The 19,048-nt window shown below is 42.0% G+C and carries 17 protein-coding genes and 1 pseudogene; 10 read left to right on the forward strand and 8 right to left on the reverse strand.

Annotation, left to right across the window (positions count from 1 at the left end; translation table 11 throughout):
- A pseudogene (locus FTT94_RS09815) lies at nt 1-125 on the reverse strand (RNA-guided endonuclease TnpB family protein); the annotation flags it as partial.
- A 186-nt stretch (nt 126-311) separates the two neighbouring features.
- Here FTT94_RS09815 and yccS point away from each other — a divergent pair.
- From yccS to FTT94_RS09830, 3 genes are all read left to right on the forward strand, one after another.
- Nucleotides 312-2,462 (forward strand): YccS family putative transporter, encoded by a 2,151-nt coding sequence (gene yccS / locus FTT94_RS09820; protein WP_373686026.1) that lies wholly within the window; start codon nt 312-314, stop codon nt 2,460-2,462.
- 18 nt (nt 2,463-2,480) lie between these two features.
- The gene (locus FTT94_RS09825; RefSeq protein WP_180170698.1) at nt 2,481-3,047 is read left to right on the forward strand and encodes a hypothetical protein; all 567 of its coding nucleotides are present in this window, start codon (nt 2,481-2,483) and stop codon (nt 3,045-3,047) included.
- A 142-nt stretch (nt 3,048-3,189) separates the two neighbouring features.
- On the forward strand, nt 3,190-3,489 hold the full coding sequence (locus FTT94_RS09830) for a DUF3817 domain-containing protein (protein WP_078189335.1): 300 nt from the start codon (nt 3,190-3,192) through the stop codon (nt 3,487-3,489).
- A gap of 79 nt (nt 3,490-3,568) precedes the next feature.
- Here the strand turns inward: FTT94_RS09830 and FTT94_RS09835 are convergent, their stop codons facing one another.
- From FTT94_RS09835 to FTT94_RS09850, 4 genes are all read right to left on the reverse strand, one after another.
- On the reverse strand, nt 3,569-4,798 hold the full coding sequence (locus tag FTT94_RS09835) for an MFS transporter (protein ID WP_180170699.1): 1,230 nt from the start codon (nt 4,796-4,798) through the stop codon (nt 3,569-3,571).
- A gap of 250 nt (nt 4,799-5,048) precedes the next feature.
- A complete protein-coding gene (locus FTT94_RS09840) occupies nt 5,049-5,930 on the reverse strand; it encodes a pirin family protein (protein ID WP_180170724.1) in 882 nt (293 codons plus the stop codon).
- A gap of 344 nt (nt 5,931-6,274) precedes the next feature.
- A complete protein-coding gene (locus tag FTT94_RS09845) occupies nt 6,275-6,646 on the reverse strand; it encodes a hypothetical protein (protein ID WP_180049223.1) in 372 nt (123 codons plus the stop codon).
- 192 nt (nt 6,647-6,838) lie between these two features.
- Entirely contained in the window at nt 6,839-8,248 is a 1,410-nt protein-coding gene (locus FTT94_RS09850) for an FAD-binding oxidoreductase (RefSeq protein WP_078189543.1), read from the reverse strand.
- A 372-nt stretch (nt 8,249-8,620) separates the two neighbouring features.
- Between FTT94_RS09850 and serA the strand changes: the two genes are divergently transcribed.
- The 3 genes from serA to FTT94_RS09865 all read left to right on the forward strand — a co-directional run bounded on the left by serA (nt 8,621) and on the right by FTT94_RS09865 (nt 11,827).
- Entirely contained in the window at nt 8,621-9,853 is a 1,233-nt protein-coding gene (serA, locus tag FTT94_RS09855) for a phosphoglycerate dehydrogenase (RefSeq protein ID WP_078192852.1), read from the forward strand.
- 117 nt (nt 9,854-9,970) lie between these two features.
- Entirely contained in the window at nt 9,971-10,840 is an 870-nt protein-coding gene (locus FTT94_RS09860; RefSeq protein WP_180170700.1) for an EamA family transporter, read from the forward strand.
- Nucleotides 10,841-10,957: 117 nt separating this feature from the next.
- Nucleotides 10,958-11,827 (forward strand): DMT family transporter, encoded by an 870-nt coding sequence (locus FTT94_RS09865; protein WP_180170701.1) that lies wholly within the window; start codon nt 10,958-10,960, stop codon nt 11,825-11,827.
- A gap of 143 nt (nt 11,828-11,970) precedes the next feature.
- Here FTT94_RS09865 and FTT94_RS09870 read toward each other — a convergent pair whose 3' ends face one another.
- The 3 genes from FTT94_RS09870 to truB all read right to left on the reverse strand — a co-directional run bounded on the left by FTT94_RS09870 (nt 11,971) and on the right by truB (nt 14,267).
- Complete coding sequence (locus FTT94_RS09870; RefSeq protein WP_180026083.1) at nt 11,971-12,432, reverse strand: hemerythrin domain-containing protein; 462 nt, start codon at nt 12,430-12,432, stop codon at nt 11,971-11,973.
- A gap of 126 nt (nt 12,433-12,558) precedes the next feature.
- Complete coding sequence (locus FTT94_RS09875; RefSeq protein ID WP_111884173.1) at nt 12,559-13,332, reverse strand: TSUP family transporter; 774 nt, start codon at nt 13,330-13,332, stop codon at nt 12,559-12,561.
- Between the two features lie 26 nt (nt 13,333-13,358).
- Entirely contained in the window at nt 13,359-14,267 is a 909-nt protein-coding gene (gene truB, locus FTT94_RS09880) for a tRNA pseudouridine(55) synthase TruB (protein ID WP_180059150.1), read from the reverse strand.
- Between the two features lie 153 nt (nt 14,268-14,420).
- Between truB and FTT94_RS09885 the strand changes: the two genes are divergently transcribed.
- From FTT94_RS09885 to FTT94_RS09900, 4 genes are all read left to right on the forward strand, one after another.
- Nucleotides 14,421-15,449, forward strand: a complete 1,029-nt coding sequence (locus FTT94_RS09885; protein WP_180170702.1) for a lipase secretion chaperone — start codon at nt 14,421-14,423, stop codon at nt 15,447-15,449.
- Between the two features lie 42 nt (nt 15,450-15,491).
- Complete coding sequence (locus FTT94_RS09890; protein ID WP_373686027.1) at nt 15,492-16,472, forward strand: lipase family alpha/beta hydrolase; 981 nt, start codon at nt 15,492-15,494, stop codon at nt 16,470-16,472.
- 368 nt (nt 16,473-16,840) lie between these two features.
- Nucleotides 16,841-17,851, forward strand: coding sequence for a triacylglycerol lipase (locus FTT94_RS09895; protein WP_180170704.1), 1,011 nt, complete (start codon nt 16,841-16,843; stop codon nt 17,849-17,851).
- Between the two features lie 202 nt (nt 17,852-18,053).
- Entirely contained in the window at nt 18,054-19,019 is a 966-nt protein-coding gene (locus FTT94_RS09900) for a triacylglycerol lipase (RefSeq protein ID WP_180077096.1), read from the forward strand.
- Nucleotides 19,020-19,048 lie beyond the last annotated feature (29 nt).

Here is a 19,048-nt window from a genome sequence, read left to right on the forward strand (position 1 = left end):
CCTTTCCGCTTCAAATGCCTAAACCCTAAATCATTGACATAATTCCAGACGAAGTTCACTTCTGATGCTAGTTGGTCTAACACCTTGCAATGTTTGTCTTTTATACGTAATTTAAGGGTTTTCATGTGCTTATATTAACAATCAAAACTCAAGGAAAATAGTCCTTAGTTAAATCAAACGACACTTCATGTCGTGTCGCTTATATCTCTGACCTGAAGGACAGAGTTTTACGCTCCATTTGATAAAAATTGACAGTTCACAGAAAAAAGCTCAGTCTAATTTACAAAATCATTCGAATACTACAAAACTCTGTGAACACGCGACTTTCCTGGTTTCAACAGTTTCAATCCAGTGCAATCATTATGTATTGCCTGCAAATTTGTATTGTTTTGAGTGGCACCACGCTCGGATTATATTTTCTCGGTTTTCATAGTTTTATTGTGCCCGTCACCTTAGGTGCGATTGCTACCGCGCTCACGGACTTTGATGACCGACTCAGCATCCGACTGCGTAATTTGCTCTATGTCTGCGTACTCTTCTTTAGTGTCAGTAGTATTTTAGATTTTCTCTATCCCTATAAGCTGCTGTTTATCTTATATCTTTCACTGTCCAGTGCAGGATTTATTTTATTAGGAGCTTTGGGGCAACGCTATGCCACGATATCTTTTGGCACGATTTTACTATCGATCTACACCATGTTCGGCTTGGGCGAATATGACACCTGGTATTTTCAACCCAGTTGCTTTGTTCTAGGGGCAATATGGTATGGCTTGACCTCGATTCTTTTTTACCTGATTAAACCCACCCTACCCGTACAGGACAATCTCTCGCGTTGTTTTTTACAAATCGCCGAAGTACTGAATGCAAAAGCACGCTTATTTGACCCAGATAATGTCAACAATGTGGAACACTTACTGTATGAATTATCACTCAAAAACAGTGATGTCATCCCGAGTTTAAACACGACCAAAGCTTCTTTACTCACCCGTTTAAAAGCCTCAAGAGCAAATAAAAACACCATCTACTGGCTGAATTTATATTTCTTGGCACAAGATATTCACGAACAGGCCAGTGCGAATTATTTACACTATGAACAAATTCATCAAAATTTTAGCCGTACCGATTTAATTTTCCGTTTTCAAAAAAATATTCGATTACAGGCGCAGGCTTGCCAACAGTTGGCCTACTGTATTTTACATCGACAGCCCTATCAGCCTGATCCCATTACCGCACAAGCACTGGAACATTTGCATGCCTCTTTGCAGGAGTGGATGACCAATAATCCGCAAAATATAGAAGTGAAGAACCTACAGCTGATCTTGAGTAATTTGGACAGTGTACAAGAACGTTTTTCGCATGTTCAAGATTTAGATCATTCACAGCAACAGGCTTATCAGCAGCATATTGATAACCTCAATTTACTCGATGACGATATTCACGGCTGGCATGATTTATGGCTCAAACTGAAACAGCATTTGAGTCCCGAGTCTGCATTGTTTCGCCATGCCGTTCGCATCGCTTTTGTCTTTGCCATGGGCTATGCCATTTCGCTACTGCCCTTTGCCAAAAATGGCTATTGGATATTATTGACCAGTTTATTTGTCTGTCAGATGCGTTATTTTGCGACCAAAAGTCGTTTAAAGATGCGGACTTTGGGAACCATATTAGGGGTCTTACTTGGCATTCCTATTTTGTATTTTGTGCCGAGTGTCGAAGGTCAATTGCTGCTGACGATTATTTTTGGCGTATGCTTTTTCTATCTGAGTGCCAAAAAATATGCCATGGCGACCCTCATGGCAACCTTAATGGTCTTGCTGATTTTTAATTTAAAAGGCGCAGGTTATGCGGTCATTTTACCGCGTATCGTTGATACCCTACTCGGCTGTTTTATTGCGTGGTTTGCGGTGAATGTGATCTGGCCAGATTGGGACTTTCGCAATATTTCCAAGACCATTCAAAAAAGCTCTGCTGCGACCCTGCATTATTTTGATGCCGTGGTTGAGCAATACCTCCATGGTAAAACCAATAGCATTGATTATCGGCGTGCCCGTCGTTCAGCCCATAATGCTCAAACTGAATTGTCGAGCATGATTTCAAGTTTAAGTACCGAGCCTGAACCCGACCAAACTTTGATTCAACATGCTTTTCGCTATTTGGTCTATAGCCATAGCCAGCTCAGTTATATTTCTGCATTGGGGAGCCACCGTGAACAAGTACAAGACCAACAAGTCCTTGAACTACTGCAATGGTGTCAAAGCACGTTGGACGACGTCTTAATTCAACAAAAACCGCTCAACCCTGAGAAAATTCAGCAAAAACTTTTCGAAATTCAAACACTCAGCACTGAAGAAATGCGCTCTAAACACCTACAACTGGTGCTCAAGCAGATCAGTTTATTATTAGAAACATTAGCCGAACTGATTCAGCTTCGAACACAACTAATTCAGGCGGAAATTAAATAAAATCATTTGAGACTCATAATGAAAATGCTTAGTTTAGGTCTTAAACGCCTCATATTACCCACGATTGTGGCGACCTCATGTTTAGCTGCGTCTTCTGTTTTTGCAGCACCGACAGCACAAAATTTAAAGCGTATTCTGGAATGTCAGGCCGATTACGACACCTACCATGACACTTTACTCGACTATGAAAAGGTTCTAGGGCAATTGGGTTGGAAACGCCATGATGACCCACATCAACCGTTTATTTATATCTATAAAAATAAGCAGGCTGTAGAGTTTTTTGGCATGCCGACCCAAGAAATTGGCCTGTCTTCCAATGCAGTATTCGCAATCTATCGCCAAGCCGATGTGAAAAAACTTGCCCAAAAGTATGGCATTGAGCAGCATCCAATGTTTGCCAATATGCCGTTTTTCCGTGGTGAAAAAATCCTACGCACGGAAGCTGAAACGGATGATCTGCATGCCATCAATCACAAACTAAGCCTGTCTGAAATGACCGGAAAAAGCCCGATGATTTTACTCGGCTGTAACTATGAATTTGATCAGGGTTCAATTGAGGATGCCTTAGCGGATCTAGAAAATTAATCCGAGCAGATGACTCAGAATTAACTTTAAAAACATTTACTTAGATTCAATATGCGGATCAATTATTTCAACAGGAACGCTTCGTTCCTGCTGTGCTTTCAGGTACACTCAAGACTGAAATCACTTTGAATTTAGACTTCGCATGAATATCAAGACCTTACGCTTTGTAGGCCTACTCGAAGGCATCTCCTTTTTATTATTGTTGTTCATTGCTATGCCAATGAAGTACCTAATGGATAATCCAATATTGGTCAAATACGTCGGTATGGGACATGGCGTCTTGTTTATTGCCTTCTTGGTGGTGCTATTTGTGGTCTGTGAAAAGCAAAAATGGTCGCTTAGCGTATTTCTAATGGGCCTGATTGCATCGATTTTGCCTTTTGGCCCGTTCATTTTCGATCGCAAATTAAAAAATGCAGAACAACCTGCAACATCAAATTAAGACGGGATACAACAAATAAAAAAGCCCAATGTTGTTCTACACAGCATTGGGCTTTTTCTATAATGGCATGAACTCGAATTTAAAATTCACCCGACAATTGACGTTGTCGTATAATATCTCGCACCACCAAGCGTGGTAGGCTGAACCACAAGATAATGAGGGTAAAGCCTGCCAAACTATAGGCCCAAAGGCCAAAGTTTTCATATAGCACGCGCACGATTTCGATCACGGCAAAGAACGTCAGCATCATGATCACAGACACTGCCGCAGCCACTGTGCCCTTCGACATTTCAGACGACATTAAGGCAAAACGATAGAGCACAGAAAAGCTAATCCCTTCACCAAAACTGACCAAACTCATGCCGAGAATGAGAAAGGTCAGAAAATAACTTTCAGTCATCGTCCCAATCACCACAAGGCTCGTCCCGAGTAACATCAATGGTAGCCCGATCATCACAGACTGACCTAGAGGCAGTTTGTCGATGATTTTAATCAGGACAATATTACCAAGGATCAGCCCGCCTAAAACAGGAAACTGTGCCATGCCGTATTGCATACTACTCAGTCCTAGCTTCTCCACCAATATGACTGGAGATAGCGCAATCCACAGCATCAGTGGCATTGCCACCATCGGTAGGCCCAGTGTCAACGCCAAAAAGCGTTTGTTTTTTAACACCTGTTTAAAGTCATCAATGATATAGCCCACCGGTTGCTTGGGGATGCTGATGTGCTGTGTCGGCATCTTGGCTTTTAAACCAAACCAACTCAGAAAAGATAGAAATGCGATTCCAATAAAGCCCCAATGCCATGACACGTGATCAATCATAAAGGCACCGAGGACAGGACCGATCAGTGGCGCCAGTAGTGAAATATTGGCCATGATCGCCATGACTTTGATGGCATCTCGCTCTTCAAAAGTTTCCTGAACAGCAGCATAGCCCACAGCTGAAATGACCGATAAACCAAAACCTTGTAAAAAACGCAAAGTTAAAAAGCTTTCGATATTATGCGTGAGCAATATCGCTAAACAGCATAAGCTAAAGAATGCCACACCACCCAACAAGACTTTTTTACGGCCTAATCGATCTGACAAAGGTCCTAAGATTGCAGCGACACAGGCACCACCCAATAAGTAAAATGACATCGACGAGGGTGCCCATGCACTACTCACACCAAACTCTTGGGTAATCGCAAGCATGGCGGGTTGGACTAAGTCGTTTCCGATATAGACAGAAAATTCAAATAAAACCAGTGCCAAGGGAAACATTAAGGTGGCACGACTTAATTTTGTGGTTTGTACGTTTTGCATTGTTATCTACATATCAAATATGTGCTGTCGAGCTTGAAATGACAAATAGGGAGAGACACTTCAGCCCAATGACGAGCACTGTAATATTAATTTTAAAAATGAATTTGCGGCTTATCCGCCATATGTGCGTCGTATTCACAAGACGCTAGATAGAGATAAAATGAACTTCAACGAACCGATCTGTCGGTTTGAGTCCGACTATTTTAACAGTGTTTGCTGGCGTTGTATTGGTCTTTTTAAACTACCGCTTTTATGGTTTTTCATTGTCTGCTTTTTGGATAAAGCGACCTTGTTTTAGGTCTTCATAGGCTTGCATGAATTCTGCAAAATGATTCATCACAAAATAACCTCGCCCATAGATGGGTTCATTTAAAGGCTGCGCCGATAAATACAACATGTGGCTATCTTCAACTGCCGTCAATTCGACATTTTCACCTCGGCTCGACATGACTGCCATATGCTGTGCATTTAACTGTTCATCTGTTTCAGTAAATTTCAGCTTGCCCGAACGTAAATACACAAGTGTGGTATCCCCTTCTTGTGCAGGCAGGGTGATGCTTTGATTTGCTCTGACAAAGACATCAAATACTTGTATAGGTGTATGTGTTTCTGCGGGGCCGTCGGCTGTTAAATAATGCCCTGCAATAATCCTTACATAACCTGCATCTTGGGCTAAATTGATCTTTGGAATACTGGCTTTGGCTAAGCTCTGATAGCGCGCAGGATTCATTTTATCTTTAGCAGGTAAATTGACCCACAATTGCAATATTTCAAATGCTCCGCCCTGCTGTGCAAAGGCTTGGCTAAAGACTTCTTCGTGTTGTATGCCTGAAGCAGCAGTCATCCACTGCACATCGCCCTCACCAATGACGCCACCGCCACCTGCCGTATCATGATGTTCGAGTTCGCCTTTAAACACTAATGTGACGGTTTCAAACCCTCGATGTGGATGTTCCAGCACGCCTTTTTTCAGTTTGGTTGGTTTCAGCACCCCAGGCCCTAAATGGTCGAGCAATAAAAAAGGCGAAACGGTATTGCCCAACTCATAATGGGAAAAAACTGAAGTCACTGGAGCAAAGTCACCGACAGGTGAGCCTGAGTCATTGACGTGAATAAAAGCGAGGGTTTTCATCATAAATTTGAAATCTGATCATGATTTGAATTCGATTCAATATTATTAAAAACTATACGAACTCACGAGAATATTTTTAGGATTGAATATTCTATGTTTAGGATGAAAATTAAGATACGCGGAAACTCATCCGCAACTGTCCGAGTCAGGACACATTCAATATGTAAAGTTTCTGCGACCTACACAATTGAAGATGGTATTTGACGAGTTTTGCGGATGAAAGATAGTTTTGCTACTTTTGCCGAAACAAAAGTAGATACGAGCTCCAATCATCGAATTTAAAATGAAAGGACCCCGTCATGCTGAATATTTAATAAGAAATTTAGACCTTAACTTTTTATAATTTAAGGACACTTCGCCGCTTGGAAAGTCTTGGTATTTTTACCACGTTGGCACTGATATTCCTTTTGCGTATTTACACGCTGCCAGTCACCATCCACCAATCTAAAACTATAAATAGTACGAACCGATTTCACTGAATCATCCATCAAACCCGTTTCCGTCACTTTTACCTGCCCCGCATTTGGCGACTCAACACGGTTAAAGTACTGACGAATTTCCACAGTCGACAGCTCTTTACGCAAATCAGGACGTTCTTTTAACACCTGATCGAGTGGTGTAGCAGAAGAACCGACTTTAGACACAATTTTCTGCGTTGTCGCACAACCCGCCAACATCCCCACACACAATGCAGACACAGCAATTAAACGATACATAGAAGCAACTCAAATTTATTATTCAGTCCTATCATGCCGAACATTTGTCCAAAACACTATTTAAGCAATGTAAAAGAAGTTCCTCACTCCACAAAATCAACGTGCTGTTTCTCATCCATGTGCGGCTAAAAAGGCGTGCTATAGCCATAAAAAAACGCACCCGAAGATGCGTTCTAGTACGTCTTTAAAAAATTAAAGATCGAACAATTTACCTGGGTTCATAATTGCATTTGGATCGAATACTTTTTTCAATGCTTTCATATATTCGATTTCTTCTGCTGAACGTGTGTAATCGAGGTAAGGCTTTTTAGTCATACCCACGCCATGTTCTGCTGAAATTGAACCGTCATATTTTTTCACAGTTTCAAATACGTATTTGTTTACCACTTGGCATTTTGCAAAGAATTCATCTTTACTTAAATCCGCAGGTTTCAAAATATTTAAGTGCAAGTTACCGTCACCAATATGACCGAACCAGCAAATTTCAAAGTCTGGGTAATTCGCTTCCACAATTGCATCAATTTCTTTAATAAATGCAGGCACATGTGTAATCAGAACTGAGATGTCATTTTTGTATGGAGTGAACGGTGCGATTGACTCTGAAATGTCTTCACGTAAACGCCATAAGCTATGTACTTGGTCTAAGCTTTGGCTCATCACGCCATCCAGTACCCAGCCTTGTTCCATGCAATGTTCAAAGATTTCCATTGCCGCATCCATGATCGGTTCAAATGGTGCTTCAAACTCAAGTAAAACATAGAACGGACATGGTGTTTCAAATGGACGTTGTACATGACCATTGTCCAATACTTTTTGCATTGCAAGCTCACCAAAGAACTCAAATGCAGTCAGGTCGATTTTCTTTTGGAAGGCATGTAGAACAGGCATAATCGCATCAAAATCAGGCACACCGAGAACCAACACTTGTAAGTCATGGGGTTGACGTTCAAGTTTGATTTCAGCTTCAGTCACTAAACCTAGCGTACCTTCACCACCAATAAATAAGTGTTGAAGTGCATAACCAGTCGCATTTTTGATCATGCCTTTGTTCAAGCGCAGGATGTCACCTTTACCAGTAACCACAGTCATGCCCAACACCCAGTTACGAGTCATGCCGTATTTAATCACTTTAATACCACCCGCATTGGTACCAATGTTGCCGCCAATTTGAGATGAACCTGAAGATGCAAAATCAACTGGATAGTACATGCCTTGTTCTTCAGCATAGTTCTGAAGTTGTTCAGTCACTACACCTGCTTGTACGCGAACCATACGGTCAGCTGGAAAGAATTCCAAGATTTGGTTCATCTTGTCCATGCTTACCACGATTTCACCGTTAGCAGCCACAGCACCCGCAGACAAACCTGTACGACCGCCACTTGGTGTGATCGCTACATTAAATTGGTTCGCAAGTTTTACAATTTGTTGAACTTGTTCTGTGCTTGAAGGGAAAACGACGACCGACGGGTTTGGATCGAAGTGCTTAGTATGGTCACGACCCCAATTTTGGAGACTATCCGCATCTGTTTTAATACGGCTTTCGCCAACAATAGCGGTCAATTGGGTCAATAACTCTGGGGTTAAAGCGACTGGAGCATTCATCGTTTTCAGACCTTGCAAGAAGTAAACAAGTTTTTTAAAGGTCCAGACTTCATTCAGTCAAAACTGCGGTAACGCATATTTCAAGGGAAAAAGCCTGAAACAGAGCGCATCAAAATGTCAGGGAATTGGTCATGATGATTTTGAGCGGCACCATTATAAGCTATAACTGGGCTTTTTTTGACAAAACCCAAAGAAAAACGTGATTTCAAAATGTCACGAGGAATATGACCAAGTTAATTAGACCAAATCTAAAAAATATTGACTCATCATTCGCCAAAATAGCCATGACGTCGGTCATAAAGGAAATGTATATCAGGCGACTTCCTATGCTATTATATGCGCACTAAATTTGGCCTTTGTAGCGGAGCCGTAATGAGCCAACATCTTTCTTTACCTAAAGATAAAATTCGTTTCTTGTTGTTAGAAGGCGTTCACCAAAACGCAATCGACACTCTAAATGCTGCTGGATACACCAACATTGACTACCGTAAAACTGCGCTTGAGGGTGAAGCGTTGAAAGAAGCGGTTAAAGATGCTCACTTCATTGGTATTCGTTCACGTACTCAATTAACTGAAGAAGTTTTTGAAGCGGCGAACAAACTGATTGCTGTGGGTTGTTTCTGTATCGGTACAAACCAAGTGAACTTAAATGCTGCAATGATTCGCGGTATTCCAGTATTTAACGCACCATACTCAAATACGCGTTCAGTTGCTGAACTAGTACTTGCTGAAGCGATTTTATTACTTCGTGGTGTTCCTGCAAAATCTGCTTCAACTCACCGTGGTGGTTGGAACAAGTCTGCAGTCGGTTCATTTGAAACTCGTGGTAAAACTTTAGGTATTGTTGGTTACGGTTCGATTGGCTCGCAACTTTCTGTACTTGCTGAAAGTTTAGGTATGCACGTAATTTATTACGATGCCGTGACTAAGCTTCCGATGGGTAATGCACGTCAAGTCGGTTCTATGGGTGAACTTCTTGCCAATGCAGACGTGGTTTCTTTACACGTTCCTGACGTTCCATCAACTCGCAACTTCTTCGGCAAAGACCAATTTGCTCAAATGAAAGAAGGCGCAATCTTCCTCAATGCTGCACGTGGTACATGTGTCATCATTGAAGATCTTGCTGATGCTATCAAATCTGGTCATATTGCTGGTGCGGCTGTAGACGTATTCCCTAAAGAACCTAAAGCAAACGGTGAAGAATTCGTTTCTCCACTTCGTGGCTTAGACAACGTGATTTTGACTCCTCACGTGGGTGGTTCAACAATGGAAGCGCAAGCGAACATCGGTCTAGAAGTGGCTGAAAAATTCGTTGCTTACTCTGATAAAGGTATGACTTTATCTGCAGTGAACTTCCCAGAAATCGCGTTACCGTTGACTGAAGGCAAACACCGTTTACTTCATATCCACAAAAACGTGCCAGGCGTGCTTTCAAAAATCAACAACTTGTTTGCTGAACACGGTATCAACATCTCTGGTCAGTCTTTAATGACTAAAGGTGATGTGGGTTATCTTGTGATGGACGTTGATGCAACTGCATCTAAAGAAGCTTTGGATACTCTTCACGAAGTTGAAGGTACCATCCGCGTTCGCGTATTGTTCTAATTTAATTAGACACTGAAGCCACAGCCTTCGGGCTGTGGTTTTTTTATTGTAGTAGACTTTTAAAATCTGGCTTTTGCCAATCTCCCGCTCTTCGAGTCATCGAAACAAATTTAGTCTATGCCAAATTTTAAAGTTGCACCGGCTGTCCAAGCACCGCTGATCTTGCTTATTGCAATGATCAGTATGCAAAGCAGTGGTTCGTTCGCTAAGTACCTGTTTGGTCAGTTTCCCATCCTGACCGTATCCGCGATGCGTTTACTGCTTGGTGCATTAATCTTGGCGATTATCTTTAAAATTTGGCAAATCAATTTTAAACAAGTCAAATGGTCTGCAATTATCAGCTATGGCTGTGCGCTTGCAGGCATGAATATGCTGTTTTACTTGTCCATTGATCGCCTACCTCTCGGCATTGCCGTGTCTTTTGAATTTATAGGTCCGCTCAGTGTCGCACTATTTGCTGCACGCCGAAAATTTGATTTTATTTGGGTCGGACTGGCTATTTTAGGCCTTATCCTACTTTTTCCTTTTGACCAAGCTGCACAACGGCTTGACCCAATTGGGATCTTACTTGCCCTCGGGGCAGGTGCGTGTTGGGCACTCTATATCGTGGCTGGTCAAAAACCGTCAGGGGTCTCAGGCAATCATACAGTTTGCTTAGGCATGTTCGTCGGCATGTGTGTTTTGATGCCCATCGCACTCTTTGCAGGTATGCCGGCACAGGCGTTTGAGCCAAGTAGTCTACTGTATTTTATTGCACTTGCGACCCTAGCCAGTGCTTTACCTTTTACTCTAGAAATGATTGCGCTCCGCAATTTAACGGCGCTCAGTTTCGGAACGCTCATGAGCCTAGAACCTGCGATTGCAGCACTCTCTGGTTTTGTTTTCTTAAATGAACAATTGCTGTGGACTCAGTGGTTAGCCCTTGCTGTCATCATCTGTGCATCGATTGGGTGTACCTATACCACGCAAAAAGCCAAAGTCATTTAAATTCAAAATCCATCATGATTTGGTCAAATGTTAAAATTCACTCAATTGTTAGCATTAACCGCTATACTGTACTGACTCAAAAATAGGGCTCAACACCGCCCAACAACTGTGTGCCGCATGCCAAACTCACAATTATTAGCAGTCGTTTTCATGGTACTTTCCATGATTTCCTATCAGATCAGTGCATCATTCGCCAAACAATTATTTTTGGTGCTTGATCCACTCAGTGTGACCATTTTACGACTCTGTTTTGCTTCAATTATTATTTGTTTAATGTTTCGTTCATGGCACATTTTAAAACGACTGTCGTTTTTAAAATGGCGTGATCTGCTCTGCTATAGCGCAGCACTGTGCCTCATGAATGTCTTGTTCTATATGTCACTGGGCAAACTCCCTCAAGGCATTGCCGTAGGACTCGAGTTTATTGGGCCGCTAGGTTTGGCACTGCTGTCGATAAAAAATCGTAGTGACTATATTTGGGTGTTTTTGGCGATCTTAGGGATTGCGTTGATGGTGCCTTGGGGACAAGCCCAGAGTGGTAATTTCTCACTGATTGGTGCGGCGTGTGCCTTAACTGCGGGGCTATGTTGGGCATTCTATATTTACTTTGGACAAAAAGTGGTACACCAAAATATTGGTATGCATGCACTGACCATCGCCATTAGTTTATCGGCATTGACCTTATTACCCATCGGCCTCTATAACAACGCATCAGCTTTATTGGATACACAATATTGGCCTAAAGCACTGTTGATTGCCATTTTAGCCACAGCGATTCCCTATGCCCTAGACCTCAAAGCCTTAAAGATTCTAAGTAAGCTGAGTTATGGCACATTGTCGAGTATCTCACCTGCTTTGGCAGCTATTACGGGTATGGTTTTATTGGGAGAACGTATCGGCATGTGGCAATGGATCGCACTGCTGTGCATTATGCTCGCCTCAGTCGGGGTGACGATGCGTTCCTCTAAATCGGAAACAGCCAACTAAATTTTTAAAGGCAAAATAGTTAAATAAAAATGGCGGGATTGCCGCCATTTTTCAACACCTTGTCTAAGAACTCCTACATCTAAGCTTTTAAATACAAGGCTTTTAAATACAAGGTTCGAAAAAGTCTAGCTTCTATAAAGGACTTAACCAGTCAGGCTGTCTTTATCTGCTTTTTTATATTTTTTATACTCGGCTAAGTATTGTTTAGCCAAAGCTTCTTTTTGCTTATCATCCAATATTTTACCGGCTTGTTGAAAGAAACCGTGTTCCTCTTCCTGTAAATGATGATGCACAGTTTCTGAAAGTTTTTTGGCAATGGCCAGCCAGCCCGGATTGCTAAATTCAGTCTCAGTCAACTGCTCTAAAAGTTCGTCCATTTCATGATGTTCAGCCAAGGCATGACGGGTAATATTCAGCCCCGAATCGGTCATCATTAAAGGAATATAAAAATATCGGTCTTCCCCGACAGCATGCGCGAATAACTCATTTTTGAGCAGCTCAAATAAATCTCGACGCTCAGGTGTATCCCCTGATGTTTGAATGAGTTTTTCAGCAAGTTCACGTTGCTTTTCATGACTTTGGCGTAAAGCTTCAAAAATATTCATTCTGATGATGTCCTCTGATGCTTAGCGATAGCTGAGTATTTTTTTTAATTCAGCAAAATAAAGTGCTTCATTTTTATACTAAACATATCCGCATCAGAATACAGCGCAGCTCTGTTAAGTTTTGTTTTAAGCTTGTCCCGTAAAGGTTTGATAACCCAACCGTACAATCAAAATACTCACCAAAATCAAAAATAGAATTCGAATAAAGCCACTACCGTATTTAATTGCCGCACGTACACCAACGATCGAGCCTAAAATATTTGCTACAGCCATCATTAAGCCTATCGCAAATAACACATGGCCAGTGGGCGCAAAAAAACTCAGTGCTGCAAGGTTGGTGGTTAAGTTGGCGACTTTTGACAAAGCAGAGGCATGTAAAAAGTCTGCTTGTAGATAACGAATAAAAAAGAAAATAAAGAAACTGCCAGTGCCAGGTCCAAAGATGCCATCATAAAAGCCAATCACCAGACTACCAATAGCGGCAAAACCGAGGATTTTAGGAGTCAGTTCTTGGCGTACATGCACCTGACCAAATTGTTTTTTGGCAAAGGTATAAATTGCAATCACGATCAACATGACCAAAACGAAAGGACGTAAGACTTCTTTTGGAATCATTGATACACAGGCTGCTCCCACAAAGGAGGCAACAAATGCACAGCTTGCAATGACCGCAAGTAATTTCCAACGGAGTTTGACTTGGCGTAAAAAAGAATAGGAAGCTGACGCTGTACCAAAAATCGAAGACAACTTATTGGTGCCAAACACCGTCGCCGGAGATAAGTGCGGCATGGCATTCATAATGGCTGGAATTTGAATTAATCCTCCGCCCCCCACTGCTGCATCAATTGCACCGGCAAAAAATGCAAAAAATAAGAGGCTTAAAATAATTTCAATTTCCATAATTTGGCTTCAGTGGCTGTTGATGACTATTCAAGATTTAATACACGTTTTGGTACTAAGCGCTTACGATCGGTAATTTCCGCTAGACCTAAGCAACGTTCCCCATCAAATACCAAAACCTGCGCTTCCGCAGCATGCTCAATATTACTTTGCATTCCACGACTAAAATATTCAGCTCGACCTTCCGGCGCTTGCACTTTGCAGAAATGATCGACAGGTGAATACACCGGCAGCAATAATGCTTCACGCTCAGCTTCGGTCAGACTCTCTAAATATTCAATGGTAAAGCTTGGGTTAAGATCAAAATGACCTGTTTGAATACGGTGTAGATAGGTTAAATGTCCGTAAGTACCCAATGCTTTAGCAATATCTTCGCCTAATACACGAATATACGTGCCTTTGGAACAGGTGATGTCGAGTGTAAGACTATTCTCAGTAAATGATAATAACTCGATGGCATAAATCGAAATTGGACGTGCTTCACGCTCAATTTCTATGCCTTTACGCGCCAACTCGTACAGCGGGCGACCTTCTTTTTTCAGCGCAGAATACATCGGTGGAATTTGTTGGATATCTCCCACGAACTGTGCCAGTACCTGCTGAATCGTGGCTTCCGTCAAAACAGGTACGGCTTGTTCCATCAGTACCTCACCCTCCACATCACCCGTCGTGGTGCTGTGTCCTAAAAAGACCGTGGTTTGATAACGCTTGGTCGAGTCGAGCAAGAAATGTGAAAACTTGGTCGCTTCACCCAAACAAATCGGCAATAAACCTGAAGCCAGCGGATCAAGCGCACCAGTATGCCCTGCTTTTTGTGCACGAAACAACCAACGCACCTTCTGTAAGGCTGCATTCGAGCTAATACCTAATGGCTTATTCAAAAGAAATACACCATGTACAGGACGACGTTGGATCTTAGGAGAGGCTTTTTTCATGTCAAAATTTGGCTAATACAGGAACAGCGCAATGGTAACAACCCACATCTAACGTTTACAACTCTTCTATGTTTTTATCTGCATTTTATGTCATATTGAGTTCGCATTTAGAACTCTAAAACAATTAAAAACGGAATAAAGGTGCATTGGGATATGCAAAAAAATAAACTTTGGCTCATCATTGCCTTGGTCGTTATCGCAGTTGCTGTATTTATATTTTGGCTGGCGCCAAAAGCATCACAAAATGATCCTTCAGATCAATCGATTCAACAACAAAATACGCCTTTAGCTCAGGGCGAAAGCGCTACGGCTCAAGCCACAAGCGGTTCTTCACTGCTCAGTCCAAGTCAACAAGACACGGAAGTTAACTGTCAAATCAGTATGGATGGTTCAAACCGTCTGATCGTGAACGAACAAACACGGAATTGTTTTGAATATTTCATCACTCAATATGGTGAAAAATCGATTGATCAAATCAAAAAGGACTTTAAAGCCTACATTGCACAAGGTCATAAAGAGCCGGCGCTGTCCCAAATTTATGATTTGTGGGATCGTTATATGAAATATCGTGAACAGTTAGGTAATTTACAGCCACCAAGCGACGACAAAGAATCACCACAATATTATCGCTCGATCTACAGCAGCACCCAGAATTTAAGAAAACAGTTCTTTTCTGATTATGAAATTGAAGGTTTATTTGGCAAGGAAAATACTTATCACGAATACACGCTAAATCGCATGGAAGTAGTAAATGACAAAAAACTGTCTGAATCAGAAAAAGCCAAAAAACTAAAAGCCCTGTTTGATGAACTCCCAGAAGATTGGAAAGAAAATCTGGAACAAATCAATAAACTTGAAGATTTACGTAAGCTCACAGCAGACATTAAAGCCCGTGGTGGTTCAAGCGAAGAAATCCATCAAATGCGGTTAAATTTAGTGGGTCCAGAAGCTACTCAGCGCCTTGAAAATCTAGACAGCCAGCGCAGCTCTTGGAAATCTAGCGTAAATCAATACCTCACAGAGCGTGACAGCATTGTGAAAAGCAATATGAGTGACAGTGCTAAACAACAAGCGGTGCAGCAACTCCGTAATCAACATTTTAAATCGAAGGAAGATCAGCTCCGCGTCAGTACCTTTGAATCTGTACATGATCAAGGTGGAAAATTACCTTTCGCAGAATAACAGCAAACAACAATTTAAAAACAACCTCAATTTCAGGATGAAATGATGAAAAAACCACAAGCTCTTTTATGCGCAATCATCGCTGCATCAGCAGTGATCGCCAGCACACAATCCCAAGCGGCGGCAGGACTCCAACATGTCACCGCCAACAGCTCGGCAAACTATGCCAAGACCAAATATCCGATTGTGTTTACCCATGGTATGTTCGGGTTTACTCGCATTGGTTTTGACAGCTTTGGCATGGATTATTTTTATCAAATTTTGCCAGATTTAGCTCGTAATGGGGCCAATACCTTTGCTGCCCAAGTTTCTCCGCTAGAGTCGACAGAAGTCCGTGGTGAGCAATTGCTCTCTCAAGTCGAAGAAGTTCTTGCTCTGACCGGCCAACCCAAAGTGAACCTCATTGGTCATTCACATGGTGGACCGACAACTCGCTACATTGCAGCGATCAAACCTGAATATGTGGCTTCGGTGACTGGGGTTGCAGGCACTTATCGTGGCTCTCTAGTCGCAGATAAAATCCAAGCGAATAAAACCATTAATTCAGTCTTTGGGGTACTTGGTGATCAACTCTTAGCACCGATTATTACTTGGGCTGAAGGCAACTCGAGTCTACCCAACAGTGTTGATGCATCACTTACCGCAATCAGTGAAAAAGGTTCGGCTGAATTTAATGCAAAATTTCCAACCGCAGCACTAGCGGCGAACTGTAATCAGTCGGGTGCCAAAGTCGACAATGGTGTGTATTACTACTCATGGACAGGTACAGCACAAACCACGAATGTATTAGATGTACTAGATACAGTGATTAGTCAGCTTGCCCCTTTGGCCTATGGAAATCGTGACAATGACGGTTTGGTTGGACGCTGTAGCACCCACATCGGACAAGTAATCCGTGATGACTACAATCACAACCACTTAGATGAAGTGAATATGGTCTTTGGTCTACGCAGCCTATTTTCACCTGACCCAGTTGCGCTCTACCGCCAACATGCCAATCGTTTAAAATTACAGGGACTGTAATTTCAAAAGTTGGCTCCCTTTCAGCACTGAACAGGACGTCTTTGGACGTCCTTTTTTTGTTTACAATTTTTTTATTTGTACGCATTAAACAATTTAATTCAATAAGTTCTTAAATGATAACAACTAAAATAAATAGCAAAAATAAAAGACGAATGTATATAAATATACTTGTCACCTCAACGCCGCCCATGTCCTAAAATGACATGGAATTTCAAACCGAGCATGAAAAAATGGCAAGGCATCTTTGTCTATTCAAACTCTCTAAAATCAAAGATATGGCCTGGCCAGTCACAAAGATGTTGCTTAAAAACAGAGAGTATTTTCATGATTAAAAAGTAATAAAAACAACATCAGATCAAGGAACATTTATGCGATCTTTAGTAAACACGGCCAAGATGGCTTCTGTAGCTGCAGTTGCAGGCTTAGCGATGAGTATATCGGCAAGCACTCAAGCTGCGCCTAGCGTCCTCCAGGTGAAGGAAACGGCAAAATCGGACTACGCAAAAACTAAATATCCAATTTTAATGGTGCATGGTTGGCTCGGTTGGTCACGTATCGGCACCGACACCATCGGACTGGATTATTGGTACCAAATCTTGCCAGATATGGCACGAAATGGCTCAACCGTATTCGCAGCGCAATTATCTCCTGCAAATACCACAACACATCGTGGCGAGCAGTTAATTGCACAAGTTGAAGATGTTTTGGCTATTACAGGGAAACCAAAACTTAACTTAATTGGTCACTCTCATGGTGGTCCAACTGTATTGTATGTCGCTCAAACAAAACCACAGTACATTGCGTCTATTACAGGTGTTGCAGGTACCTATCACGGCTCTAAAGTAGCGGATGATATTCAAGGCAACTCACTTTCTCGTACTGCCTTCAATATTTTAGGTGATTATATTGTCGGCCCACTGATTGCTTTAGGTCAGGCAAAACCTGAGCTTGAAATTAATTTCGATGCTTCTATGAAATCATTATCACAAACAGGTTCTGCTGCATTTAACAGTACAGTTGCAAAATCTGCTGTAGCTGACGGTGTTTTGGCATCTTCAGAAAATTGCAGCAAAAACTTAAAGCAAGTCGACAGCAAAGGCATTCAGTACTATTCATGGACCGGTGTTGCGCAAACCACAAATCTACTTGATATCGATACGATCCTAATGCAACTCGGGCCATTGTCGTATGGCAATAAAGACAATGACGGTATGGTTGCACGTTGTAGTGCTTATATCGGTAAAGTCATTAACGATAGCTACAAACTTAACCATACCGATTTAGCCAATATGATGTTTGGCTTAACAGGGCTATTTGCACAAGATCCTGTGGCGCTGTACCGTCAACATGCAAACCGTTTAAAACTGCAAGGACTTTAATTCTTATCGTTGAAATTTAAATGCAATAAGGGGGCTTCGGCCCTCTTATTTACTTTAATCGATCTGATAAATCATGCTCTTTTATTTTGTTACATTTAGCGTCACAGTTAATCTTTTTCAATTTGCAACAGGTGATCTTTATTGCTTTATTAGAAGTGACAATAAATATTGTCATAAAACAATAATACATTGAGGATCGCTCATGAAATACGGACCATTTTTAGCAGGTTTAATTGCAGCTACATGCATCGGTAATGTATCTGCATCGCAAGCAACCCAAGTCACCGCCAAAGCTAGTTCTAGCTATGCAAAGACCAAATATCCAATCGTATTTAACCATGGTATGGGTGGTTTCATTACCGTTGGTACGGACTCTTTTGGACTCGACTATTGGTATCAAATCCTGCCTGATCTTGCCCGCAATGGTGCAAATGTCTGGGCAACGCGCGTATCGCCGTTTAACTCCACCGAAGTACGTGGCGAACAACTTTTACAACAGGTCCTTGAAATCCGAGCACTCACCGGTGCAGATAAAGTGAATTTGATTGGACATAGTCATGGTGGACCAACGATTCGTTATGTTGCCGGTGTGCGCCCAGATGTCGTGGCTTCATTAACCAGTGTTGCAGGACCTCATCAAGGCTCCCCTGTTGCAGATTTAATTTTAAAAGCTGAAGGCACCGCTGTCGAAGCACCCTTGGTCGGAGCTGTGAATTTTGTCTCTAAAGCCATTGTTTGGGCGCAAGGTCTAGATCCAACGACTTATCCTCATGATGCATTGGCAGGTGGTTCAAGTTTAACGCTAGCGGGTTCTGCAAAGTACAATACCGCATTCCCTCTGGGCTTGCCTAAATCCAATTGTGCTGATGGTAATAGCGTGGAAAAAGGCATTTATAACTATTCATTTACAGGTGTGGGCCAAATCACCAATATTTTAGATTTAGACTCAGCACTAAAAGTGACCGCATTACTGATCGATGGCGGAAAAGACAATGATGGCCTCGTATCACGCTGTAGTGCCAAGTTTGGTAAAACCATTCGTGATAACTACAACTGGAACCATTTAGATGAAGTCAACCAAGTGCTTGGTCTCAAAGCGCTATTTGCACCAGATCCTGTCGATGTCTATCGTCAACATGCAAACCGGCTAAAATCTCAAGGTTTATAATTTTCTTTCTCGCATAAAAAATGCGCCAA

Source organism: Acinetobacter sp. YH12027, assembly GCF_013420085.1.
Taxonomy (GTDB): Bacteria; Pseudomonadota; Gammaproteobacteria; order Pseudomonadales; family Moraxellaceae; genus Acinetobacter; species Acinetobacter amyesii.

Coding starts and splice junctions, on each gene's coding strand:
- FTT94_RS09845 (WP_180049223.1), bottom strand. CDS start 6,646: ATGTATCGTTTAATTGCTGTGTCTGCATTGTGTGTGGGGATGTTGGCG.
- FTT94_RS09900 (WP_180077096.1), top strand. CDS start 18,054: ATGAAATACGGACCATTTTTAGCAGGTTTAATTGCAGCTACATGCATC.
- FTT94_RS09895 (WP_180170704.1), top strand. CDS start 16,841: ATGCGATCTTTAGTAAACACGGCCAAGATGGCTTCTGTAGCTGCAGTT.
- serA (WP_078192852.1), top strand. CDS start 8,621: ATGAGCCAACATCTTTCTTTACCTAAAGATAAAATTCGTTTCTTGTTG.
- FTT94_RS09885 (WP_180170702.1), top strand. CDS start 14,421: ATGCAAAAAAATAAACTTTGGCTCATCATTGCCTTGGTCGTTATCGCA.
- FTT94_RS09840 (WP_180170724.1), bottom strand. CDS start 5,930: ATGAAAACCCTCGCTTTTATTCACGTCAATGACTCAGGCTCACCTGTC.
- FTT94_RS09865 (WP_180170701.1), top strand. CDS start 10,958: ATGCCAAACTCACAATTATTAGCAGTCGTTTTCATGGTACTTTCCATG.
- FTT94_RS09870 (WP_180026083.1), bottom strand. CDS start 12,432: ATGAATATTTTTGAAGCTTTACGCCAAAGTCATGAAAAGCAACGTGAA.
- FTT94_RS09850 (WP_078189543.1), bottom strand. CDS start 8,248: ATGAATGCTCCAGTCGCTTTAACCCCAGAGTTATTGACCCAATTGACC.
- FTT94_RS09890 (WP_373686027.1), top strand. CDS start 15,492: ATGATGAAAAAACCACAAGCTCTTTTATGCGCAATCATCGCTGCATCA.
- FTT94_RS09825 (WP_180170698.1), top strand. CDS start 2,481: ATGAAAATGCTTAGTTTAGGTCTTAAACGCCTCATATTACCCACGATT.
- truB (WP_180059150.1), bottom strand. CDS start 14,267: ATGAAAAAAGCCTCTCCTAAGATCCAACGTCGTCCTGTACATGGTGTA.
- FTT94_RS09830 (WP_078189335.1), top strand. CDS start 3,190: ATGAATATCAAGACCTTACGCTTTGTAGGCCTACTCGAAGGCATCTCC.
- FTT94_RS09875 (WP_111884173.1), bottom strand. CDS start 13,332: ATGGAAATTGAAATTATTTTAAGCCTCTTATTTTTTGCATTTTTTGCC.
- FTT94_RS09835 (WP_180170699.1), bottom strand. CDS start 4,798: ATGCAAAACGTACAAACCACAAAATTAAGTCGTGCCACCTTAATGTTT.
- FTT94_RS09860 (WP_180170700.1), top strand. CDS start 9,971: ATGCCAAATTTTAAAGTTGCACCGGCTGTCCAAGCACCGCTGATCTTG.